At 70.0% G+C, this 18,266-nt stretch carries 17 protein-coding genes; 8 read left to right on the top strand and 9 right to left on the bottom strand.

The features are described 5' to 3' along the window. Positions 1 to 77: 77 nt before the first annotated feature. Positions 78 to 620 (bottom strand): hypothetical protein, encoded by a 543-nt coding sequence (locus ACIQJT_RS34185; protein ID WP_402649665.1) that lies wholly within the window; start codon positions 618 to 620, stop codon positions 78 to 80. Positions 621 to 712: 92 nt separating this feature from the next. Continuing rightward, positions 713 to 1,705 carry a LacI family DNA-binding transcriptional regulator gene (locus ACIQJT_RS34180; RefSeq protein WP_053850133.1) on the bottom strand — a complete coding sequence of 331 codons (993 nt, stop codon included), beginning with the start codon at positions 1,703 to 1,705 and terminating at the stop codon, positions 713 to 715. 325 nt (positions 1,706 to 2,030) lie between these two features. On the opposite strand from ACIQJT_RS34180, the gene ACIQJT_RS34175 reads away from it, so the two are divergent. From ACIQJT_RS34175 to ACIQJT_RS34165, 3 genes are all read left to right on the top strand, one after another. Further along, positions 2,031 to 3,746 (top strand): discoidin domain-containing protein, encoded by a 1,716-nt coding sequence (locus tag ACIQJT_RS34175; protein WP_402649664.1) that lies wholly within the window; start codon positions 2,031 to 2,033, stop codon positions 3,744 to 3,746. 110 nt (positions 3,747 to 3,856) lie between these two features. Continuing rightward, positions 3,857 to 5,176 carry a DUF1996 domain-containing protein gene (locus ACIQJT_RS34170; protein ID WP_402649663.1) on the top strand — a complete coding sequence of 440 codons (1,320 nt, stop codon included), beginning with the start codon at positions 3,857 to 3,859 and terminating at the stop codon, positions 5,174 to 5,176. A gap of 11 nt (positions 5,177 to 5,187) precedes the next feature. Next, positions 5,188 to 5,706 (top strand): DUF305 domain-containing protein, encoded by a 519-nt coding sequence (locus ACIQJT_RS34165; protein ID WP_402649662.1) that lies wholly within the window; start codon positions 5,188 to 5,190, stop codon positions 5,704 to 5,706. 88 nt (positions 5,707 to 5,794) lie between these two features. Here ACIQJT_RS34165 and ACIQJT_RS34160 read toward each other — a convergent pair whose 3' ends face one another. Together ACIQJT_RS34160 and ACIQJT_RS34155 are read right to left on the bottom strand one after the other, a co-directional pair. After that, positions 5,795 to 6,640, bottom strand: coding sequence for an MBL fold metallo-hydrolase (locus ACIQJT_RS34160; RefSeq protein WP_365463650.1), 846 nt, complete (start codon positions 6,638 to 6,640; stop codon positions 5,795 to 5,797). 9 nt (positions 6,641 to 6,649) lie between these two features. Next, positions 6,650 to 7,162 carry a winged helix-turn-helix transcriptional regulator gene (locus tag ACIQJT_RS34155; protein ID WP_402649661.1) on the bottom strand — a complete coding sequence of 171 codons (513 nt, stop codon included), beginning with the start codon at positions 7,160 to 7,162 and terminating at the stop codon, positions 6,650 to 6,652. 459 nt (positions 7,163 to 7,621) lie between these two features. Here ACIQJT_RS34155 and ACIQJT_RS34150 point away from each other — a divergent pair, with 459 nt between their 5' ends. Further along, positions 7,622 to 8,209 (top strand): snapalysin family zinc-dependent metalloprotease, encoded by a 588-nt coding sequence (locus ACIQJT_RS34150; protein ID WP_402649660.1) that lies wholly within the window; start codon positions 7,622 to 7,624, stop codon positions 8,207 to 8,209. A 274-nt stretch (positions 8,210 to 8,483) separates the two neighbouring features. Here the strand turns inward: ACIQJT_RS34150 and ACIQJT_RS34145 are convergent, their stop codons facing one another. The 3 genes from ACIQJT_RS34145 to ACIQJT_RS34135 form a co-directional block, all read right to left on the bottom strand. Then, the gene (locus ACIQJT_RS34145; RefSeq protein ID WP_402649659.1) at positions 8,484 to 9,077 is read right to left on the bottom strand and encodes an SMI1/KNR4 family protein; all 594 of its coding nucleotides are present in this window, start codon (positions 9,075 to 9,077) and stop codon (positions 8,484 to 8,486) included. Between the two features lie 229 nt (positions 9,078 to 9,306). Then, the gene (locus ACIQJT_RS34140) at positions 9,307 to 9,975 is read right to left on the bottom strand and encodes a response regulator transcription factor (RefSeq protein WP_365463639.1); all 669 of its coding nucleotides are present in this window, start codon (positions 9,973 to 9,975) and stop codon (positions 9,307 to 9,309) included. After that, the gene (locus ACIQJT_RS34135) at positions 9,972 to 11,246 is read right to left on the bottom strand and encodes a sensor histidine kinase (RefSeq protein ID WP_402649658.1); all 1,275 of its coding nucleotides are present in this window, start codon (positions 11,244 to 11,246) and stop codon (positions 9,972 to 9,974) included. Before ACIQJT_RS34135 ends, ACIQJT_RS34140 begins: the two co-directional genes overlap by 4 nt. Before the next feature lie 187 nt (positions 11,247 to 11,433). On the opposite strand from ACIQJT_RS34135, the gene ACIQJT_RS34130 reads away from it, so the two are divergent. After that, on the top strand, positions 11,434 to 12,006 hold the full coding sequence (locus ACIQJT_RS34130) for a hypothetical protein (RefSeq protein ID WP_402649657.1): 573 nt from the start codon (positions 11,434 to 11,436) through the stop codon (positions 12,004 to 12,006). Between the two features lie 357 nt (positions 12,007 to 12,363). Here the strand turns inward: ACIQJT_RS34130 and ACIQJT_RS34125 are convergent, their stop codons facing one another. Further along, the gene (locus ACIQJT_RS34125; protein ID WP_402649656.1) at positions 12,364 to 12,609 is read right to left on the bottom strand and encodes a hypothetical protein; all 246 of its coding nucleotides are present in this window, start codon (positions 12,607 to 12,609) and stop codon (positions 12,364 to 12,366) included. A 282-nt stretch (positions 12,610 to 12,891) separates the two neighbouring features. Between ACIQJT_RS34125 and ACIQJT_RS34120 the strand changes: the two genes are divergently transcribed. Both ACIQJT_RS34120 and ACIQJT_RS34115 read left to right on the top strand, forming a co-directional pair. Then, positions 12,892 to 13,269: an ANTAR domain-containing protein gene (locus tag ACIQJT_RS34120; RefSeq protein ID WP_402649655.1), complete on the top strand. Its 378-nt coding sequence runs from the start codon at positions 12,892 to 12,894 to the stop codon at positions 13,267 to 13,269. A gap of 639 nt (positions 13,270 to 13,908) precedes the next feature. Further along, entirely contained in the window at positions 13,909 to 16,032 is a 2,124-nt protein-coding gene (locus tag ACIQJT_RS34115; RefSeq protein WP_402649654.1) for a SpoIIE family protein phosphatase, read from the top strand. Between the two features lie 128 nt (positions 16,033 to 16,160). On the opposite strand, the gene ACIQJT_RS34110 is transcribed toward ACIQJT_RS34115, so the two are convergent. Continuing rightward, on the bottom strand, positions 16,161 to 16,922 hold the full coding sequence (locus ACIQJT_RS34110; RefSeq protein WP_365463618.1) for a DeoR/GlpR family DNA-binding transcription regulator: 762 nt from the start codon (positions 16,920 to 16,922) through the stop codon (positions 16,161 to 16,163). A 90-nt stretch (positions 16,923 to 17,012) separates the two neighbouring features. On the opposite strand from ACIQJT_RS34110, the gene ACIQJT_RS34105 reads away from it, so the two are divergent. Continuing rightward, entirely contained in the window at positions 17,013 to 18,245 is a 1,233-nt protein-coding gene (locus ACIQJT_RS34105) for an MFS transporter (protein WP_402649653.1), read from the top strand. The last annotated feature ends 21 nt before the right edge of the window (positions 18,246 to 18,266 follow it).

Genomic DNA, 18,266 nt, shown 5'->3' with positions numbered 1-18,266 from the left:
CGCCGGCCGGGGCGGGACGGGCAGGACAGGACTCGGGCAGCGACGGTCATCGCGTCAGCCCGCGGGCCGTTCCGGCATCACAGTCCGGCCGCCTGGGCCAGCGACGCCCGGTCGCCGTCGTCCAGGTGAAGGCCGGCCAGCAGTCGTCGCACCAACGCCGCGTTGGCCGCGAACGCAGCTCGGCACAGGGCCCGTTCCGGGTGGTCCTCCTCAAGGCCACCGACCGCCAGGTCCCACGCGTTGTCAGGGTCGGTCGGTGCGGACAGCGCGGCGGCCACGAGCACGATCCCGACCAACTCGTTCCGGCGTGGGGTCGATGGATCGACTGCCAGTCGGAGCAGGTACGGAACGACAGCGTGCATCGTGCAACTGATGGACATCGGCCCTGACATCACCAGCCAGTCCAGTGCCCGCTCTGCCGTCTCGGCCGCGTCGGGATCGAGGAGTCCGCGCAGGACGACAGAGACGTCAACCGGGCAGCCAGGAATGGACGACCACTCCACTTGCTCGCACCCTTCCAATGCCGGATGCGCGGAGACCACTTGCAGCAGGTGCGGGTGGGCCGCCGTCAGAGCTGCTGTCGCGGTCACCGCGGCGGCCTCGTGATCCACCTTGCACATGAGCGTGCCCTCTCTCCACTCACTCGCTGTGTGGCAGCAGACGTCAACTCCCGAGCTCTTTCAGGCCGCCGTGCGCCCGGCCGTCGGCGGGGCTACGTCGATTCCCGGACGATCAGCTCGTTCGGCATGATCACCGGGTGCAGGGCGCCGCCCTCGATGAGCTTCAGCAGCAGGCGCACCGTGGCCGTGGCCTGATCCGCCATCGAGCTGCGTACGGAGGTCAGCGCGGGCGTCGTGTAGGAGGCGGCCTCTATGTCGTCGAAGCCGACGAGGGCCACGTCGTCGGGAACCCGGCGGCCCGCCTGGTGCAGTGCCCGCAGGGCCCCGATGGCCATGAGGTCGTTGGCCGCGAACACCGCGTCCAGCGCCGGGTCATCCTCGAGGAGCTGGCGCATGGCCTCCGCACCCGAGGACCTGGTGAAGTCGCCGAGCGCGACGATGGAACGGCGCCCGGTGTCGCGGAGGGTCGCCCGATACCCCTCCAGCCGCTCACGGGCTTCGAACAGGTCGAGAGGGCCCGTGATGGTGGCGATGCGGCGCCTGCCCTGGTCCAGGAGGTGCTGGACGGCGAGCCTCGCGCCGCCTGCGTTGTCCAGGGCCACGTAAGGAACGCCCGCCGCGGAGGTGCGGTTGAAGGAGGCCACGGGCAGGCCCATGCGGGCGAGCGCGGCCGGCAGGGGGTCCGCGCCGTGCAGGGCCACGAGCATGACGCCTTCCACGTGGCCGCCGGCGACGTAGCGCTCGACCCGCGCCCGGCTCTCGTCGGACTCTGCCAGGAGGAGGGTCACGCGTTTGCCGACGGCTTCGAGTTCCCTGCTGACGGTGCGCACCACGGTGGAGAACAGCGGGTCGTCGGACACCACGCCCTTGGGCGGATCGGACACCACCACGGCGACGGCGTCCGTACGACGGGTGACCAGATTGCGGGCAGCGGCGTTCGGCACGTAGCCGAGTTCACGCACTGCCTGCATGACGACGTCCCGGATCTCCGGCGCGACGGTGGTCTCACCGTTGACCACCCGCGAGACGCTCGACTTGGACACGCCCGCCCGGGCGGCGACCACCGCAAGCGTAGGTCGTTTCATCGCCTTCCGATCGCCCGAGCCCGGCCAACCCTGTGCGCCAGGGAGCGTTTTCCCATCAGGATGTCCGCTTCCCGGTGACGTGTCAACGCCCGGTCGGGACGTGCACTCCGGCAGATATCGCCGTGCCACATGCGGCAGCCCGTTCCGTCGCCGGATGCCGCAAGTGGCCCGCGCAACAGCTGTGAGATCGTTCCCTCAGCGCTCCCAGCCGCCTTCGTGGCCCAACTCCCCCTTGTGCAAGAAGCCTTGACACTCCTTGCGCACCGGCCCATTCTCAGCGCTCAGGGAACGCTCCCTCACTCTCACCCCCACTGAGGAGTCGCCCGTGCGTCCTCCGCTCCGTCGCCTCGGCCTGTTGATCGCCGTGGTGGCCACCCTTCTGACGTTCACGTCCCTGCCCGCTCCTGAAGCACGCGCCGCCGAGGCCCTGTTGTCGCAGGGCAAGCCCGTCGTCGCATCCAGTACCGAAGAGCCCTTCAACGCCCAGGGCGCGGTCGACGGCGACCCCACGACGCGCTGGTCCAGCGGCTTCGCCGACCCGCAGTGGATCAGGGTCGACCTCGGCGCCCAGGTCTCCATCACCAAGGTGACGCTCCAGTGGGAGGCCGCCTACGGCAAGGCCTTCCGGATACAGGTCTCGAACGACGCGGAGGCCTGGTCCACGGTCTACGAGACGGCCGCGGGCACCGGCGGCACCCAGAGCCTGCCTGTCACGGCCACCGGCCGCTACGTGCGCATGTACGGCACCCAGCGGGCCACCCAATACGGCTACTCCCTATGGGAGTTGCAGGTCTTCGGAAGCGGCGGCTCCGACAGCGGCGGTGACACGCTGCTCTCCTACGGCAGGACAGGTGCGGCCTCGTCCTCGCAGAGCGACGGGAACTGCTGGGAGTGCACCCCCGCCCGGGCCTTCGACCGCGATCCGGCCTCCCGGTGGGCGACCAGCTCCACCACCGGCTGGACGGACCCGGGCTGGATCTCCGTCGACCTCGGCGCGACCGCCCAGATCCACAAGGTCGTCCTGCAATGGGACCCCGCCTACGCCAAGTCCTTCCAGATCCAGGTCTCCCCGAACGGCTCCGACTGGACGCCGATCTACTCGACGACGACCGGCACCGGCTTCAAGCAGACCCTGACCGTCTCCGGCACGGGCCGGTACGTCCGGATGTACGGCACCGAACGTGCCACCGCCTACGGCTACTCCCTGTGGGAGTTCCAGGTGTACGGCACCGGAGGCGCTCCCCTGCCCGCACCGCCGCTGCCCCCGGACCCGGCACAGCCGCCGCGGCTGGTCTGGAGCGACGACTTCGAGGGGCCGGCCGGCGCGAAGCCCGACCAGTCGAAGTGGCGGGCCGACCCCGGCACCGGGCAGAACGGCGAGCTTCAGTACTACACCGACCAGCAGAACGCCGCGCTGGACGGCGGCGGGCACCTCGTCATGGAAGCCCGCAAGGAGGCGAGCCCCGGCAGGTCCTGCCCGCCCGACCCGCTGACCGGCAGCACCACCTGCCAGTACACCTCGGCCCGCATGAACACGGGCGCCACCTTCCAGTTCACCTACGGGCGGGTCGAGGCCCGGATCAAGGTGCCCAAGGGCAACGGACTGTGGCCCGCGTTCTGGATGATGGGCGCCGACTTCCTGACCGGCCGACCGTGGCCGTACAACGGCGAGGTCGACATCATGGAGGTCCTCGGCAAGGACGTGAAGACGGCCTACTCCACCGTGCACGCTCCCGCCTACAACGGCGGCAACGGCATCGGTTCGCCCTACCAACTCCCCCAGGCCGCCGACTTCTCCGACGACTTCCACACCTGGGCCGCCGACTGGAACAGCAAGGGCATCGTCTTCAGCGTCGACGGGCGCACCGTCCTCACCCTCGACAAGGAGCAGGTGGAGCGCACACGCGGTCCCTGGATCTTCGACCACCCGCACTACATGATCCTCAACCTCGCGGTCGGCGGTGACTGGCCCGGCCCGCCCGACGGATCGACCCCGTTCCCCTCCCGCATGCTCGTCGACTACGTGCACGTCTACCAGTAGTCAGGCCCGAGCCCCTCCGTGTCCGCGCCCGGCCCGACCCACTCCAATGAGGAAGTGACATGCACAGATACTCCTTTCATCTCAGTCCCGTGTTAGCGGGAGCGCTGGCGATGGTGGTGGCAGCCGCCCTCAGCATCACGCTCGGCGCTCCGTCGGCGAACGCCGCTGCCGTCACCGTCCAGGCCGAGTCCTACGCGGCCCAGTCCGGGGTCGGCCTGGAGGCGACGGCGGACACCGACGGCGGCCAGAACGCCGCCTTCCTCGCCGAGGGCGACTGGATGCGTTTCGACCAGGTCGACCTCGGGGCCGCCGGCCGTCTGACGGTCTCGGCCCGCATCGCCTCAGCCACGGGGTCGGGCTCGATCGAACTGCGTACCGGTTCCCTGACCGGCCCCCTGCTCGCCGTGCTCCAGACCAGCCCCACCGGCGGCTGGCAGAACTGGGTGACCCGCAGCGCCGACGTCACCACCCATCCGACGGGTCCGCAGACCGTGTTCGCGGTGCTGCACAGCTCCACGCCCGGCGACTTCGTGAACATCAACTGGTTCTCCTTCGTCAGCGGCGGCGACGGCCCCGCACCGGGCTGGGTCGACGTCGACCAGGCGAAATGGGAGGCCCAGCTCACGCAGTTCCGGGCGATGACCCCGGCGGCGGTACCCGGCAACGCGGTGCGCGTCCCCGAGTTCAACGCCACCTGCACCTACAGCCACTCCAAGCCGGACGACCCGATCGTCGCCCCCGGCCTGCCCGGTGCCTCCCACATGCACAGCTTCTTCGGCAACAGGAGCACCGACGCGTCCACCACGGCCCAGAGCCTGCTGGCCAACACGGCGACGAGCTGCACACCGGCGAAGGACCTCTCCGCCTACTGGGTCCCCACCCTGTACGAGCGGGGCAAGGCGGTGGAGCCCGACGGTGTCATCGTCTACTACGGCTCCCGGCTGCCCGACCCCACGGCGACCGTGCCCTTCCCCCAGGGCTTCCGCATGATCGCGGGCAACGCCAAGTCCCAGGTGCCCACCCCGGCGGGCTCCCCCAACCAGTTCTTCTGCGCCGGGCCGGGCGGGGAGACCGGACGCAGCGCCGACGGCAACTGGCCGCTGTGTGCTCCGACGGCCAAGCTCGTCCACCAACTGGTCTTTCCCGACTGCTGGGACGGCAAGCACCTCGACAGCCCCGACCACAAGTCGCACGTCGCGTACACCTACGACGGCAAGTGCAGCGGTGCCTACCCGATCGCCATCCCCTCGGTCTCCTTCGTCATCAGCTACCCGACCAGCGGAAGCAGTGACGGCTTCACGCTGTCGTCCGGTATGGCGTCCTCCATCCACGGCGACTTCTTCAACGCCTGGGACAACGCCGCCCTGGGGCAGCGGGTGAAGGACTGCATCGTGCAGAGCGCCAAGTGCAACTCCGCCGGAACGTTCTGACACGGCGGGCGGTGGGAGGTCTGCTCCTCGCACTGGCGGTCGCCGGCTGCACCACGCAGCCGGCGGCCGACCGGACGAGGCCGACGACCTTCAACGACACCGACACCGCCTGGATCCAGTTGATGATCCCCATGGACGAACGAGCCCGGCTGCTCACCGACCTGGCGCCCGGACGTGCCGGGCGTCCGGCTCTGGCCGACTGGGCGGCGGAATCGGGAAGGGGACTGGAAGACGAACTGGGCAAGCTCCGCGAGCTGCTGAAACTGTCAGGAATCCCCGACACCCGTCCCCATGAGGGCCACAACATGCCCGGCATGGTCACCCTGGACACCATCGGGCAGGCGAAGGCCACGACGGGCGAGAGGTTCGACCGGCTCCTCGCCAGGAGCCTGCGCGCGCATCTCGTCCAGGTACGGGCACTGTGCACGAGCGAACGCACCTCGGGCAGTTCGCAGCGGGCGCGAGACCTGGCGGCCGAGATCGAGAAGAACGCCGCCGAACGGATCACCCGCCTCGCCGGGACTGGTTGACGACTGCCTTCCGTGCCGGTGCGAGGACAGGTTCCCCTCCTCGCACCGGCCGGTCCCGGGAGCGCGCATGCGCCGTCCGGGGTGAGCCCTATCGGTACAGCGCGACAGCGCCTCCCCACAGGGCGCCCGGGTTCAGGCGGTCGGGGAACCGTTCCAGCATGGCGTTGAAGAAGCCGAGCGGTTCCTCGTGCTTGGCAAGCAGTTCGTCGACGGCGTCGAGGTAGAGCCGGGTCTCTGCGATGGCGCGCTCGGCGTCGTCGTCGAGTGTCTTGTTCTTGTGTCCGGTCACGATCCGGCGCGGTCGCAGGTCCTCGACGACGGTGATGGCCTTGCGCCAGGCGTCGCGGCCGCCGTTCGCGGACTCGGCGAGGTACTGGTGCACGCCGTTGTAGATGACGTCGCCGGCCACGACCAGCTCGAGGTCGGGTACGTGCAGGACGCTGGTCTCGTCCGTGTCGCTGTGGCCGACTTCCACGATGCGCAGCTCGTGCCCTTCCAGGGTGAACCGGTTACCGGGCACGGTTGCGGCCGTGACGGAGGTCTCCGGGATCTGTCCGGGGAACAGCGCGTCCCAGAAGTGCGGGCGGAGGGAGACGTTGCGGTGCATCTCCCTGACCGTGCCCTCGGAAGCGACGACCTGCGCGCCGAAGCGCTTGGCCAGGACGTCGGCGGTGAACCAGTGGTCACCGTGACCGTGGGTCGCGAAGATGTGGGTCAGGTTCTTGCCGGTTGCTTCGACCCAGTCACCCACCTCCAGCGCCTGGGCGGAGGTCAGCGGCGGGTCCACCAGGACGGCATCCCGTTCGCCGTGGATGAGGGTGACGGAGAGAGGCGAGAACATGCGCCGGTCCCCGTTGGGAACCAGATCCGTCACGTTCTGCGGGATCGGGTCTGCGATGAAGACGTCATAGGCGAGGGGACCACTGGTGGGCATGGTGCTTTCCTAACTGAGATGACTGATGCCGTCGTCGGCGTCGGACGACCGGTCGGCGGCGGCAAGGGCGGCGTAATAGGCCGGCCCCCGAATGATCGAAACCGCGTCCTGGGCGACGAACTCACCGTCCGCGTCCCGGAACTCGAGGTGCACCGGGCGTTCTCCGGCGGCCGCGTAGACGACTCCCTGCCCCGCCTCCTGCGGGAGATGACGATCTCCCCATTCGCTGAGGGCGACCAGGACCGGCAGCACATCGCGTCCGGCCTGCGTAAGGGCGTACGCCTCCCGGCTGCGCTCCCCTTCTTCCTGGTACGTCACGCGCTCCAGGAGCCCGGCGCACACGAGGTCGTTCAGGCGCTGGCCCAGGGTGGCGTTGGGGATGCCGATGCGCTGGAACTCAGCGAAGCGGGTCCGGCCGAGGAAGGCCTCCCGGAGCAGCAGAAGATTCCACTTCTGTCCCAGCACGCCGAGGGTTCGGGCGATCGAGCAGTACCGGTTCGCGGGCAGTGACATCGCTTCCATGTCCTCCAGCGTAACGCAGACTCTGAAAAATGAACCCAGATGCTGGCAATAATTTTTGAATCCAGCCTCGGGCGGCTCGCCAGAAATATCCATCACGGGCGTTTCCGGAGGAAGGCGAGGCTCCGTCGCCGGAGAGACCCGCCCCCGCCGAGCCCCGACGGAGTCGGACACCTCTGCTCTGTCCGCGGCGTCGGCACACTCGGGCGGCAGGCCTGCCTGGGGACTGTCGCGGAGCAGGTGGTCTTCGACGACCGGCCGCACAACTCCCGCCGCAGACCGGAATCTGACGGAAATTCACCATGGCAGGTACATGACGGAAAGGGATGGCAGGGCATACCATCGCAACGCCCCGGAGGGGCGGTCGACGGTGCGTCCGGCCCCCACCGGACAACCCGTACCGCTCCTTCGCGTACCCGGCCCCGCCGGGGCCGGATTCCCCCCACGGATGAAGGAGCAGCAATGCCCCTCGGCACCTGGCTCAAGGCCGGCACTTGCGCCGCAGTCCTCGTCCTCGCGACGGCGGGCGCCGCGACGGCCGCCCCCGCCCCAGCTTCCACGGGTGAAGCGTCCACCGCGCAGGCGGCAGCGGTGACCCTTCGCTACGACGACAGCCGCGCCGCAGGCTGGGAGGCCGCGATCGCGGCCGGCGTCGCGTCCTGGAACGCGAACGTGAGCAACGTCCATTTGGTCGAAGCGGCGCCCGGCTCCGCGGCCGAGATCGTGATCGTCGCCACGACGGGCTGGCCGCAGGCCACGCTGGGCCCCGTACGGCCGGGCCGCCAGGTCCGCGTCGAGCTCGGCAGTCAGGCCGTGGACCAGGGCTACAACAAGACCCGCATCGCCGCGCACGAGCTCGGGCACAGCCTCGGACTGCCGGACACCAAGCCCGGCCCCTGCTCGCAGCTGATGTCGGGATCCAGCGCCGGCACGGCCTGCACCAACGCCACACCGAACGCCACCGAGCGCTCCCGCGTCCAGTCCGCCTACGCGAGCGCAATCGCCGCACTCGCTCCCACTGACGGCCGGATGCTCATCGACGCGCCCTGACCGGGCGGCCACAAAGCTGAGGCGCGTCCCGGGGTCTAGTCGAGATCCCGGGACGCAGTGAGCAGCAGGTGGCCGACGGAGGTGCTGACAGGACAAGAACCTATTGCTGTCGGTCTTCGACGCCGGGTGGTTCACCGGCGCGAGTGATCTCGGTGCCGTGAAGCCCGGACCAGGCCGAGACAGGTCGGTCAGCGCCAGGTTGATCCTGGCTTCGGAGCGGTGCGCGTGGGTCTCGTTGTCGCGGGCTCGGCATCGTTGGCCACCGCACGCTCACCTACGCATCCGCGAACCACGGGCGGCCTTCGGCCCAGTGGGTCGCCCACCCCGCGAACCCTGGCGTGCCCGGCATCAGAGAGGTGTCCGGCCGGGTGCCGAAGGGTATCGCGGCGTTCTCGTCGATCAGCCACACGTGACCGCGCTGCGGGCCGGTGACGATCAGGTGCCAGTACATGCCGCAGCCGTCGGTGCCCAGCAGCAGCGAGCCGTGGTCGAACACGGAATCCAGCCGGGCCTCGAACTCCTGCTCCGACAGAGCCTCCTGGGTGGCCTCCTCTTCCTCCCACAACCATGCCGCCGTGAGCGGAAACGGTTCGGCGAGCAGGCGCTCAGGCCGGTCCGTGCCCCAGTCCGGAGGCGTCAGCGCGAGGGGCAGCAGACCGTAGTAGGGCGGTCCTGCGCGCAGTCCGTCGCAGATCTCCGCCACAAATGTGCGATAGGGCTCCGGGAGCACGATGCCGTGCTCCGCCTCGAACGACCGCACCGCCTCCCAACCGGCCGGTGGAACCGCCTCGGACCGGGAAGCGAAGATGTCGCGGAGGGCGGCCAACTCGGCCGGGTCGCAAGTTTCCGTGTTCATGCCGGTCATCATGCAAGATCCGTAAGCGGAAGGATCACGGCCGGCCCTCAACGAAGCCATCGCCAGCCGGCATCGCCCCACACCTCACGCACGCGAGCCATGCCCTTACACGGTCCGCGGCTACCGCCTGCTCGCAGTGCTGGCCTCTGTGTCGACAGTCATCAGCGGTGCACCGTTTCAGGCCGTCTTCGCGGAGCCAGCACGGGCTGGACTGAATCAGTGACGATCCCCATTTGGAGTCCTAGGGCGCAGCGTGGCCTGTTTCCCAGGCCCAGGCCGCGATTCCCACACGGTTGCGGGCACCCAGCTTGCGCTGGACGGCCGCAACGTGGTTCTTCACTGTGCCCGGCGCGATGAAGAGCTCGGAGGCGATCTCGGCGTTGGTCCGGCCCTGGGCTACCAGGCGGGTGATCTCCAGTTCGCGGTCGGTGAGCCGGTCGAGGACATCGCGGCGAGGGTTCGGCGTCGGCGCTGCGAGGTCGCGCAGCAGACGCACGGTGAGCTGCGGGCTGATGAGCGTGTCACCAGCCATGGCGGCGCGCACGGCCTCGGTGAGCAGGGCGGGACCTGAGCGCTTGAGCAGAAACCCGCAGGCACCGTTGCGCAGCGCGGTGTGGACGTACTCGTCGAGGTCGAAGGTCGTGACCACGATGACACGGATCGGTTCGCCGTCCTGGGGCGCGGCCAGGATCCGGGTGACCTCCAGACCGTCGAGCCGTGGCATCCGGATGTCGGCGAGTACGACGTCCGGTCGCAGGGCGCGGGCCTGCTCGACGGCCGACACGCCGTCGCCCGCCTCGGCGATGACGGCCATGTCGGGTTGCGCGTCGAGGATGATCCGAAAGGCGCCGCGGATGTTCTCCTGGTCATCTGCGATCAGCAGCCGGATCGGTCCGGTTGTCCCGCTCACCTGGGCCGGCCCCCTTCCCCGTCAGGGTTCAGCGGCAGGACGGCGGTGACACGCCACCCCGGCGGATCGTGGGGGCCGGCGGACAGGGATCCACCGATCGCCTCGACCCGCTGGGTCAGTGCGCGCAGGCCCCGGCCCCCGCCGACTCCTATCGCCGGGAAGGCGGTCCCGGAGCGGGCGTCATTGGTCACGGTGACCACAAGTGCCCCAGCCTCATGGTGAAGAGTTACATCCACCATGCGCGGGGCCGGGGCGTGACGTCGTACGTTCGTGAGCGCTTCCACGACGACGCGGTAGGCGGTCGTGGTCACGTCCCGCCGTGTGGTGTCCAGCAGTTCCGGGTCGATGTGGAGGTCCACCCGCGCGGTGCTGGAGGCGGAGAAACGCGTGACCAGTTCGGGCAGTTGCTCCACGTCAGGAAGCGGCGCGCGCATGGCCGGCTCCCGGTCTCTGTCGCCGCCCGCGTAGGCGCCCCCGTCCCGCCCGTCGGCGGCCTCGTCGTCGTCGTGAAGCATCCGTACTGTCCGGTCCAGCGAGGCCAGGGCCTGCAATCCAGCCTGTTCGATGTGGTGAAAGGTGTCCGCCTGCGCGGTCTGTGATGTCTTCCCCGGGTGCTGCTCCGCCAGGAACTGTCCCGCTTGGGCCAGCGCCAGCATTTCGCTCACGTCGTGCGCCACGAAGTCGTGCAGATCGCGGGCGAGTTGCAGGCGCTGCGCACGGCGGCCCTCGGCCACGGACCGGATCCGCGCGTTGTCGAGCGACCGCAGGTAGAGCCCTACCGCGACGGCGAGCAGGGCGAGCAGCGTCCAGAAGGCGCCCCCTCCGAGGGCGGCGAGGCTGGGAGGCCCCGTCCAGAACCGCGTCAGCGTCACCGGTACGGCCGTCGCGGCCACCGCCGCCGAAACCGCCTCCCGGCCGCATCTCGCTGCTCGTACCGTCAGGGCGGTCAGGACGAGCAGCGCCGCGGACTCGGCGAGTATCCAGCCGCCCCCGGATCCCGCGTCCCGTCGCCGTTCGCCGAACAGCAGGACGGCGGTGGTGGCGGCCATTGACACGACGCCGGCCGCACCGGCGAGGACAGTGAGCCTCCGGCGGGCGCGGCTCCACAGAAGCAGCACACCGACCGCGCTCGCCGACGCGAACGCAGCGGGCAGCGTGACCAAAGGGCCGAACTCCGGCGCGGCTCCGACTCCGGCGAGGGCCACCGCGCACACGACGGCCACGCCGATGCTCTCCCGACCCGCGCGCGAGCGCCCAGCTCTCCTGCGCATGTCCCCACTCTACGGACCGCTCCCCTTGAACTGCCCCCTGCCGAACGGCACATGGGGACGTACGTCAACGGCGGGAACAGCCCGAACGGCACATGGCCGCTCTCCGCGCCCGGTCCCGAAGCTGATGTCCACACCGCACATCGGCTCCGGTGTGAACGCCGGAAGCGCAGACAGGAAAGGCCGTCCCATGACGACAACCGTTTCACCACGTACCCCAACACCGGGGGACTTCAAGGCCACCGTGCCCCGCTGGGCCGTGAGGGCAGCCCACGCCGTGCCGCTCACCGCCCTGCCTTCCGGGCTGTGGCGGCTGGCTCTCGGAGCGGGCATCCCAGTGGGTTTCCACGGAGAGATGGCCGAGCTGTACGACGGTCCCGGCTGGATCACCCTGTATGTGATCGTGCTCAGTGCCGTCGCGGAGGGCCTGGCGCTGCTGACGCTCGGGCTAGTCCAGCCATGGGGAGAAGTGGTGCCGCGGTGGATCCCCTTCCTCGGCGGCAAAACGATCCCGGTCATGGCAGCAGTCGTCCCGGCCGCCCTGGGCGCACTCGCGGTCACCCTGTTCAGCGTCATGGGCGTCCATGAGTGGATCGACCCTGACATGACCCAGCAGGAGATCCAGGACTCCCCCCACGGGGTGGCGGGCGTGATCATGACCGTGGCCTACGCGCCTCTGCTGGCCTGGGGTCCGCTGCTGGGCGCGGTCACTGTCGCTTACTACCTCCGCCGCCGGCGTCAGGCGAAGGGGAGGAAGCGATGATCAGGCGCCGACGCCGGCCGACGCTGCACAAGGGGGCGTGCATGAGGCCGACGCCCACTTGACGGACGGTGCTTGGAGCATGGTGAAGTCGGCGCAGGTCTGCTCGACGGCGTCGGGGGCATGCCCCGCACCGGGCGTGCTCGGCGAGCGCGCGGCAACTGTGCGCGACGCAGGGGGAATTCAGGCCGACCAGTCGGTCAGGTCGGCGACGAAAGCGGTGCGGGCGTGAAGTTACGCGGCCCCGAGCGAGATCCTGGTCCAGATCGGCGTCCTCGATGCGAGCGATGGCGTCGCCGCTCAGGGGGCCACCCAGTACACGGACGGTGCTGGTCAACGGTCCTTGCTACTTGTGCTGAGCTACACGTGACGGATGACGTCATACATGGTCGTGGACGCGGGCGCCGGGTGCGGAACGTTGTTCCACCCGATCCCTTCCGCCCGCTTCTCGATCGCCTTGCGTGCGGCTTGGGCGGCGGCCTCGTCCTCGAAGAAGGCGATGCTCAGCCCGTTGCCGGTGGCAGGATCAACGAGGTGATAGCCGCCCTTGACGCCGGGCACACCGGCAGCGGCGTCCAGCACCCAGTCACGCTCGTCGGTCGGCATCGGTTCCCATACAGCTACTCGTGCGATCATCGCCGCCCCCAGTTCGGTCGGGTGTTTCCAGGCTGGCGCAGGCAGGGCCCCAAGTAGTGGCCCACGACCACTGTGACACCAGCTCTCCGACTGGCGCCCTCAGCGGCAGGCAAGGCACCGTCACACCAACGGCGTACCGCATTCCCTAATGATCGACCCCAACCACTCCCCCATACAGGCCGTGATCATCGCGCTCGAGGGAACCCTGCGGATACAGGCGTGTGTCGGTGGGAGCAAGGGCAGGCGTCGGTCATGCGACCTTCCCCACGAGAGAACCCCTCGCCCACCCACTCCACGCAAGGGGCAGACGGAAGCGAGGAGTCCCAGCAGCTCGTCGACACCGCTGCCGAGCTGCACAGGGAACGTGAGCAGCTGAAGCGGGCGATGGAGAACCGACCCGTGATCGACATGGCCCGCGGTGTGCTGGCGGCCGGCTACGGCTGCCCACCTCAAGAGGCCTGGCAGATCCTGGTGACCGTCTCCCAGCACACCGACACCGCACTGCACACCGTGGCCGAAGCCGTCACCCGGGCCGCCACCGGCACCCCCCTGCCCGAGCACCTCCAGGAACACCTGGCAGCAGCTGTAAGAGCCTGCGAGGCCAGTCGTGAACCTGGATCATCCGCGTAGCCGGGATGATGCCTGACCGAGATCGGCCCCTGCACAGACTTCGGTTGCAGACCAGCGGAACCGCACCCGCGTCAGCCCGATCCGCCAGTGATGCCTGTGATCGGTGAGGACAGGTGGGGATCGAACGCTCATGGACGCTTGCCCGACGCACAAAGCCTTGGCAGGGCGGCGTCACACCCGGTGGGCGTATTGTCATTTTATGGGTGATCTGCGGTATGGCCGGTGCGGAGCTGGGCGGTCGAGCCCAGCGGCACCCGGGCTCCGTCACTCTCGGCCGCCGCACCGGCAGTCCACATGGCATGCCCGGCGCCGATGGCACGAGGCTGCACCCGAGCACAATGCGGCGGCCGTGGCCGGCACGGCTCTGCTGATGCACGTCAAGCCGCTCTCAGGGCACCGGCGAGCTGCACCGTGACCTGGGGTCCCGCACGGGATGGCACTGCGCCAGGGTCGCAGCCCGTATCCCTGATCTGGCCGGCAAGCCGGTGCAGGCGGCCGTTGTCACGGACCGGCCGACCTGGGCGAGCCGGATCGAGGGCGGTGCGGGGTTGGGCATCAGCACCGAGACGGTCCGTGCCCGTTCCGGCCGCGACCGCCGCATGGAACAGTCCGGCCGGAGTGAGAGCGAGCAGTAGGGCCATGCAGCAGCCGGCCACCCCCACTGAAGGCGCCGGTCCCGGCATGCCGTTGCCGGATGCCGTACTCGCCGACGTGATGCGGGACACCGGTGCCTCGGTGGGGCTGCTCTACCTGTTGCCGCCGGCGGAGCGGGTGCTGCGACTGGCCCTGGTGGGCGGGGTGTCCGGGCAGATCGCCGCTCCATGGGCGCGCATCCCGCTGGAAGCCACCATTCCGGTGGCGGACGCCGTGCGGGAGCGGCGTCCGCTCTGGCTGGGCAGCCAGGAGGACATCGCCCGCCGCTACCCGAGGGTCGGCCTCGTGCTCCCTTACGACTTCAAGCTCGCCGCGGCCCCGATCACCAGTGATGGCACTGTATGGGGCGGCATCGTGCTGCTGTGGCCCATCTGGCACCCCGCCGATCTCAGCACGGCCGACCAGGAAACGCTCACCGCCTGCTGCCGCCGTGCCGCAGCAATCCTGCACCGGGCCGCCGACAGCGGCCAGGCACCGCAGGCGCCGGAAGAGCCCCGCCTGCTCCCCGCCCCGCACCACCAGGAGATCGACCCCGCACAAGGCGCCGCAGCCCTGGCCTTCACCGCACGCCTGCCCGTGGGCTGCTGCGCCCTGGACCTGGAGGGCCGGCTCACCTTCATCAACGCCGCCGGCACCGACCTGGTCGGTGCCCCGCCCGGGGCATTGCAGGGCCACCGCCCCTGGGTGGTGCTGCCCTGGCTGCGCGATCCGATGTTCGAAGACCGTTACCGGGCGGCGGTGGTCAGCCGCCAGCCCACCTCCTTCACCGCCAGACGCCCGCCCGACACCTGGCTGCTCTTCCAGCTCTACCCGGACAACAGCGGCATCAGTGTTCACATCACCCCCGCCGACACGCTCCAGACCGACACCGCACCCCACCTGCCACAGCCGGCCGAGCCCATCGGCGCGACGGCGTTGTACCACCTCACACATCTGGCCACCGCCCTGGCCGAGGCCGTCAGTGTGCACGACGTGGTCGAACTGGCCGCCGACCAGATCGTGCCCGCTTTCGGCCCCAAGGCCCTGGCCCTGCTGACCGTCGAAGCAGGACGCCTGTGCGTCACCGGATACCGCAACTACAGCGCCGAGCTGATGACCCGCTTCGACGCCGCCCCCATGAACTCCGACACCCCCGCCGTGCGCGCCATCGCCACAGGAACGCCCGCCTTCTTCCCCACCTTCGCCGACCTCAAGAAGGCCTACCCACCAGCCGTGCACCAGGACGGGATGGCCTCCTGGGCGTTCCTCCCCCTGATCGTCTCCGGCCGCCCGGTCGGCTCCCTAGTCCTCGCCTACGACCTGCCGCGCATCTTCCCGCCCACCGAACGAGCCCTGCTCATCTCACTGGCCGGACTGATCGCCCAGGCCCTCGACCGTGCCCGCCTCTACGACGCCAAACACGCCCTCGCCCACAGCCTCCAGACCGGCCTGCTGCCACGCACCCTGGCGCACGTCCCCGGCCTGGAAACGGCCGCACGCTACCGGCCCGCCGGCCATGGCGTCGACATCGGCGGCGACTTCTACGACCTCATCCCCGGCCCGAACGGCACCGCCGTCGTGGCCATCGGCGATGTCCAGGGACACGACACCAGCGCCGCCGCCCTCATGGGTCAGGTCCGCACCGCCGTACGCGCCCACGCCACCGCCGGCTCCTCACCGGGCGACGTACTCGCCCGCACCAACCGCCTGCTGACCGACCTGGACACCGGACTGTTCGCCAGTTGTCTCATCGCCCACCTCGACCTGCCGCGTCACCGCGCCCACCTGGCCACCGCCGGTCATCCCCCAGCCCTGCTGCGCCATGTCGACGGCCGCACCGCCACCCTGCACCTCTCACCCGGGCTCCTGCTGGGCATCGACCCCGACGCCGACTACCCCACCACCGACGTCGCCCTCTCCCCCGGCACCGTCCTCGCCCTCTACACCGACGGCCTCGTCGAGACCCCCGGCACCGACATCGACGACGCCACCACCGCACTCGCCCACCGGCTGAGCACCGCACCGGCCCAGAACCTGGAAATGCTGGCCGACGCCCTTCTCGACCACGCCGAACGATCCGCCCCCCGCAACGACGACATCGCGCTGCTCCTCGTCCGCCCACACAGGTGATCGTGGGTCGGCGTACCGACCTGCTGACCGCGCCGCCGATGGCAGCGTGCCCCGCAGGTCTTCGGTTCCCATGACAGGCGACATCCCTGGGTTGGCCGCAACCGCCGTGTCAGACCCTCGGTACGTTCTCAGACAGTCCGTACGACGGTGCCGAGGGTTTCGAGTGCGGTGACTTCGGCGGCCGGTGCAGTGGTGTCCGTGACGAGGGTGTGCGCGAGGGTGCAGGGGCCGACGTAGGCGTAGGCGGTGTGACCGAACTTGCTGCCGTCCGCCGCGACGATCACCCGGCGGGCGGAGGCGATGGCCGCCTTTTTCACCGCGGCGTCGTCGAGGTCGTAGGCGGTCAGGCCGTCGTCCGCGTTCAGTCCGCAGCAACCGATGACGGCGGTGTCGAAGCGCAGAGCCGCCAGGGATGCCAGGGTGAGGGGACCGGTGAGGGCTCCCTCCGCGGCGCGCGGCTGCCCGCCGGGCACCACCAGCGTGGCCGGGCCCGGTGTCTCGCCCAGCAGGTGGATGGCCTGCAGGGACAAGGCCATCACGGTGACGGGCCGTTCGCGCAGGAGGCGGGCGACCTCCAGGCAGGTGGTGCCGCTGTCCAGCAGGACGCTCTCGCCGTCACCGATGAGCCCGGAGATCTCCGCCGCGATCCGGACCTTGGCGTCGACCGCTTCGTGGGCGCGCAGTGCGAAGGGGGGTTCCTCGCCCCGCAGGAGCAACGAGCGTGCGCCGCCACGGACGCGCTCGAGTACGCCCTGCGCGGCCAGGATGTCGAGGTCGCGTCGGATCGTCATCTCGGAGGCCCCCGTCAGCCCCGCGAGCTCCTGGACCGTGGCGCCACCGGAGTCCCTGACGGTCTTCGTGATCAGCCCGTGCCGGTCTGCGTTGCTCATGCCGCGATTGAACACCATCAGACAATGAACAAACAACTTGTTCGAAAACGGCACTTTCGAACATGCAAGTTGTTCGTTACGGTGGGCGGCATGGAACGTTCGCTTCGAGCCGCCCGTGTGGCCACCTACGTCTACTTCGTCCTGTGCGGCACCCTCATGGGCGCGTGGGTGGTGCACATCCCCGCCATCGAGGAGCACGTGGGCATCAGCCATGCGACGCTGGGCGGCCTGCTGGTCCTCCTGGGCGTCGGGGCCTTCACCGGCATGCAGGTCGCCGGGCGGCTGACCGACAGCCTCGGGGTGCGTGTCGTCGTACCCGCGAGCGCAGCACTGTGCGGCGCGGCCCTGGCGCTGCCCGGTCTTGCCCGGGATCCATGGACCCTTGCCGGGTCCCTGCTGGTCTTCGGCTTCTGCAACGGCAGCCTCGACGTGAGCATGAACGTCCACGCGGTGCATGTGGAGAAGGCGTACGGCCGACCCGTCATGTCCGGCTTCCACGCGACGTTCTCCGTCGGCGGGGTTCTCGCGGCGCTCGTGGGAGCCGGTGCGGCGAGCGCCGACCTGGGTACGGCCGCCGGACTGGCCGCTCTGGGGGCCGTGGGCGTCGTGGTCGCCCTGGCCTCGGCACGTGCCCTCCTGCCGGCCGCCCCCACGCCGGCCGCCAGCGGCTCCGGGGATCAGGAGCAGGAACAGCGGCAAGAACACACCGAGGCGCCGTCGGGCGCCAGGCGCCCCGGCGCCGGCGGGCGCGTCTGGCTCATCGCCGTCCTGGCGCTGATGGTCATGCTCTGCGAGGGCGCCGCCAATGACTGGAGCGCCTTGCACCTCAAGGACGTCCTCGGCGCGTCCGCCGGCACGGCCGCCTTCGGCTACGGCACCTTCGCCGCGGCCATGACCACCGGCCGACTGCTCGCCGACCGCCTCGCCGCGCGGTTCGGATCCATGGCGATCCTGCGGTACGGCGCCGCCCTGGCCGCCGTCGGCATCACACTGGTGGCCCTCGGACCCTGGCTGTGGGCTGCGTTCACGGGCTGGGCGCTGTTCGGCCTGGGCCTGTCCGGCTGTGTCCCGCAGCTTTTCAGCGCGGCCGGGCACGCGGACCCCGCGGCCGCGGGCGCCAACGTCTCACGCGTCGCCGGACTCGGCTACGTCGGCATGCTCGCCGGCCCCGCCGTCATCGGCTGGTTGACCCACCTCGTCGCCCTCAACCACGCCTTCGTCCTGCTGACCCTGCTGTGCGTGACCACGGCTGTCGCCGGCGGGCTCCTGCGCACCGGATCGGACGCCACCCGCGAGAGCGAACTGGCGCCCAGTGACCACTGACTGCCTGTGCGGCACGGTCCC

This window comes from Streptomyces sp. NPDC091972 (assembly GCF_044756385.1).
In the GTDB taxonomy this organism is placed as follows: domain Bacteria; phylum Actinomycetota; class Actinomycetes; order Streptomycetales; family Streptomycetaceae; genus Streptomyces.
Note: the sequence above shows the minus strand (reverse complement) of the source record. Positions and strands in the feature narration are given on the sequence as shown.

Excerpts from the sequence above, each read along its gene's own strand:
- ACIQJT_RS34185 (WP_402649665.1), bottom strand. The coding sequence starts at position 620 with ATGTGCAAGGTGGATCACGAGGCCGCCGCGGTGACCGCGACAGCAGCT.
- ACIQJT_RS34180 (WP_053850133.1), bottom strand. The coding sequence starts at position 1,705 with ATGAAACGACCTACGCTTGCGGTGGTCGCCGCCCGGGCGGGCGTGTCC.
- ACIQJT_RS34170 (WP_402649663.1), top strand. The coding sequence starts at position 3,857 with ATGGTGGTGGCAGCCGCCCTCAGCATCACGCTCGGCGCTCCGTCGGCG.
- ACIQJT_RS34160 (WP_365463650.1), bottom strand. The coding sequence starts at position 6,640 with ATGCCCACCAGTGGTCCCCTCGCCTATGACGTCTTCATCGCAGACCCG.
- ACIQJT_RS34155 (WP_402649661.1), bottom strand. The coding sequence starts at position 7,162 with ATGGAAGCGATGTCACTGCCCGCGAACCGGTACTGCTCGATCGCCCGA.
- ACIQJT_RS34150 (WP_402649660.1), top strand. The coding sequence starts at position 7,622 with ATGCCCCTCGGCACCTGGCTCAAGGCCGGCACTTGCGCCGCAGTCCTC.
- ACIQJT_RS34145 (WP_402649659.1), bottom strand. The coding sequence starts at position 9,077 with ATGATGACCGGCATGAACACGGAAACTTGCGACCCGGCCGAGTTGGCC.
- ACIQJT_RS34135 (WP_402649658.1), bottom strand. The coding sequence starts at position 11,246 with ATGCGCAGGAGAGCTGGGCGCTCGCGCGCGGGTCGGGAGAGCATCGGC.
- ACIQJT_RS34130 (WP_402649657.1), top strand. The coding sequence starts at position 11,434 with ATGACGACAACCGTTTCACCACGTACCCCAACACCGGGGGACTTCAAG.
- ACIQJT_RS34125 (WP_402649656.1), bottom strand. The coding sequence starts at position 12,609 with ATGCCGACCGACGAGCGTGACTGGGTGCTGGACGCCGCTGCCGGTGTG.
- ACIQJT_RS34120 (WP_402649655.1), top strand. The coding sequence starts at position 12,892 with ATGCGACCTTCCCCACGAGAGAACCCCTCGCCCACCCACTCCACGCAA.
- ACIQJT_RS34115 (WP_402649654.1), top strand. The coding sequence starts at position 13,909 with ATGCAGCAGCCGGCCACCCCCACTGAAGGCGCCGGTCCCGGCATGCCG.
- ACIQJT_RS34110 (WP_365463618.1), bottom strand. The coding sequence starts at position 16,922 with ATGAGCAACGCAGACCGGCACGGGCTGATCACGAAGACCGTCAGGGAC.
- ACIQJT_RS34105 (WP_402649653.1), top strand. The coding sequence starts at position 17,013 with ATGGAACGTTCGCTTCGAGCCGCCCGTGTGGCCACCTACGTCTACTTC.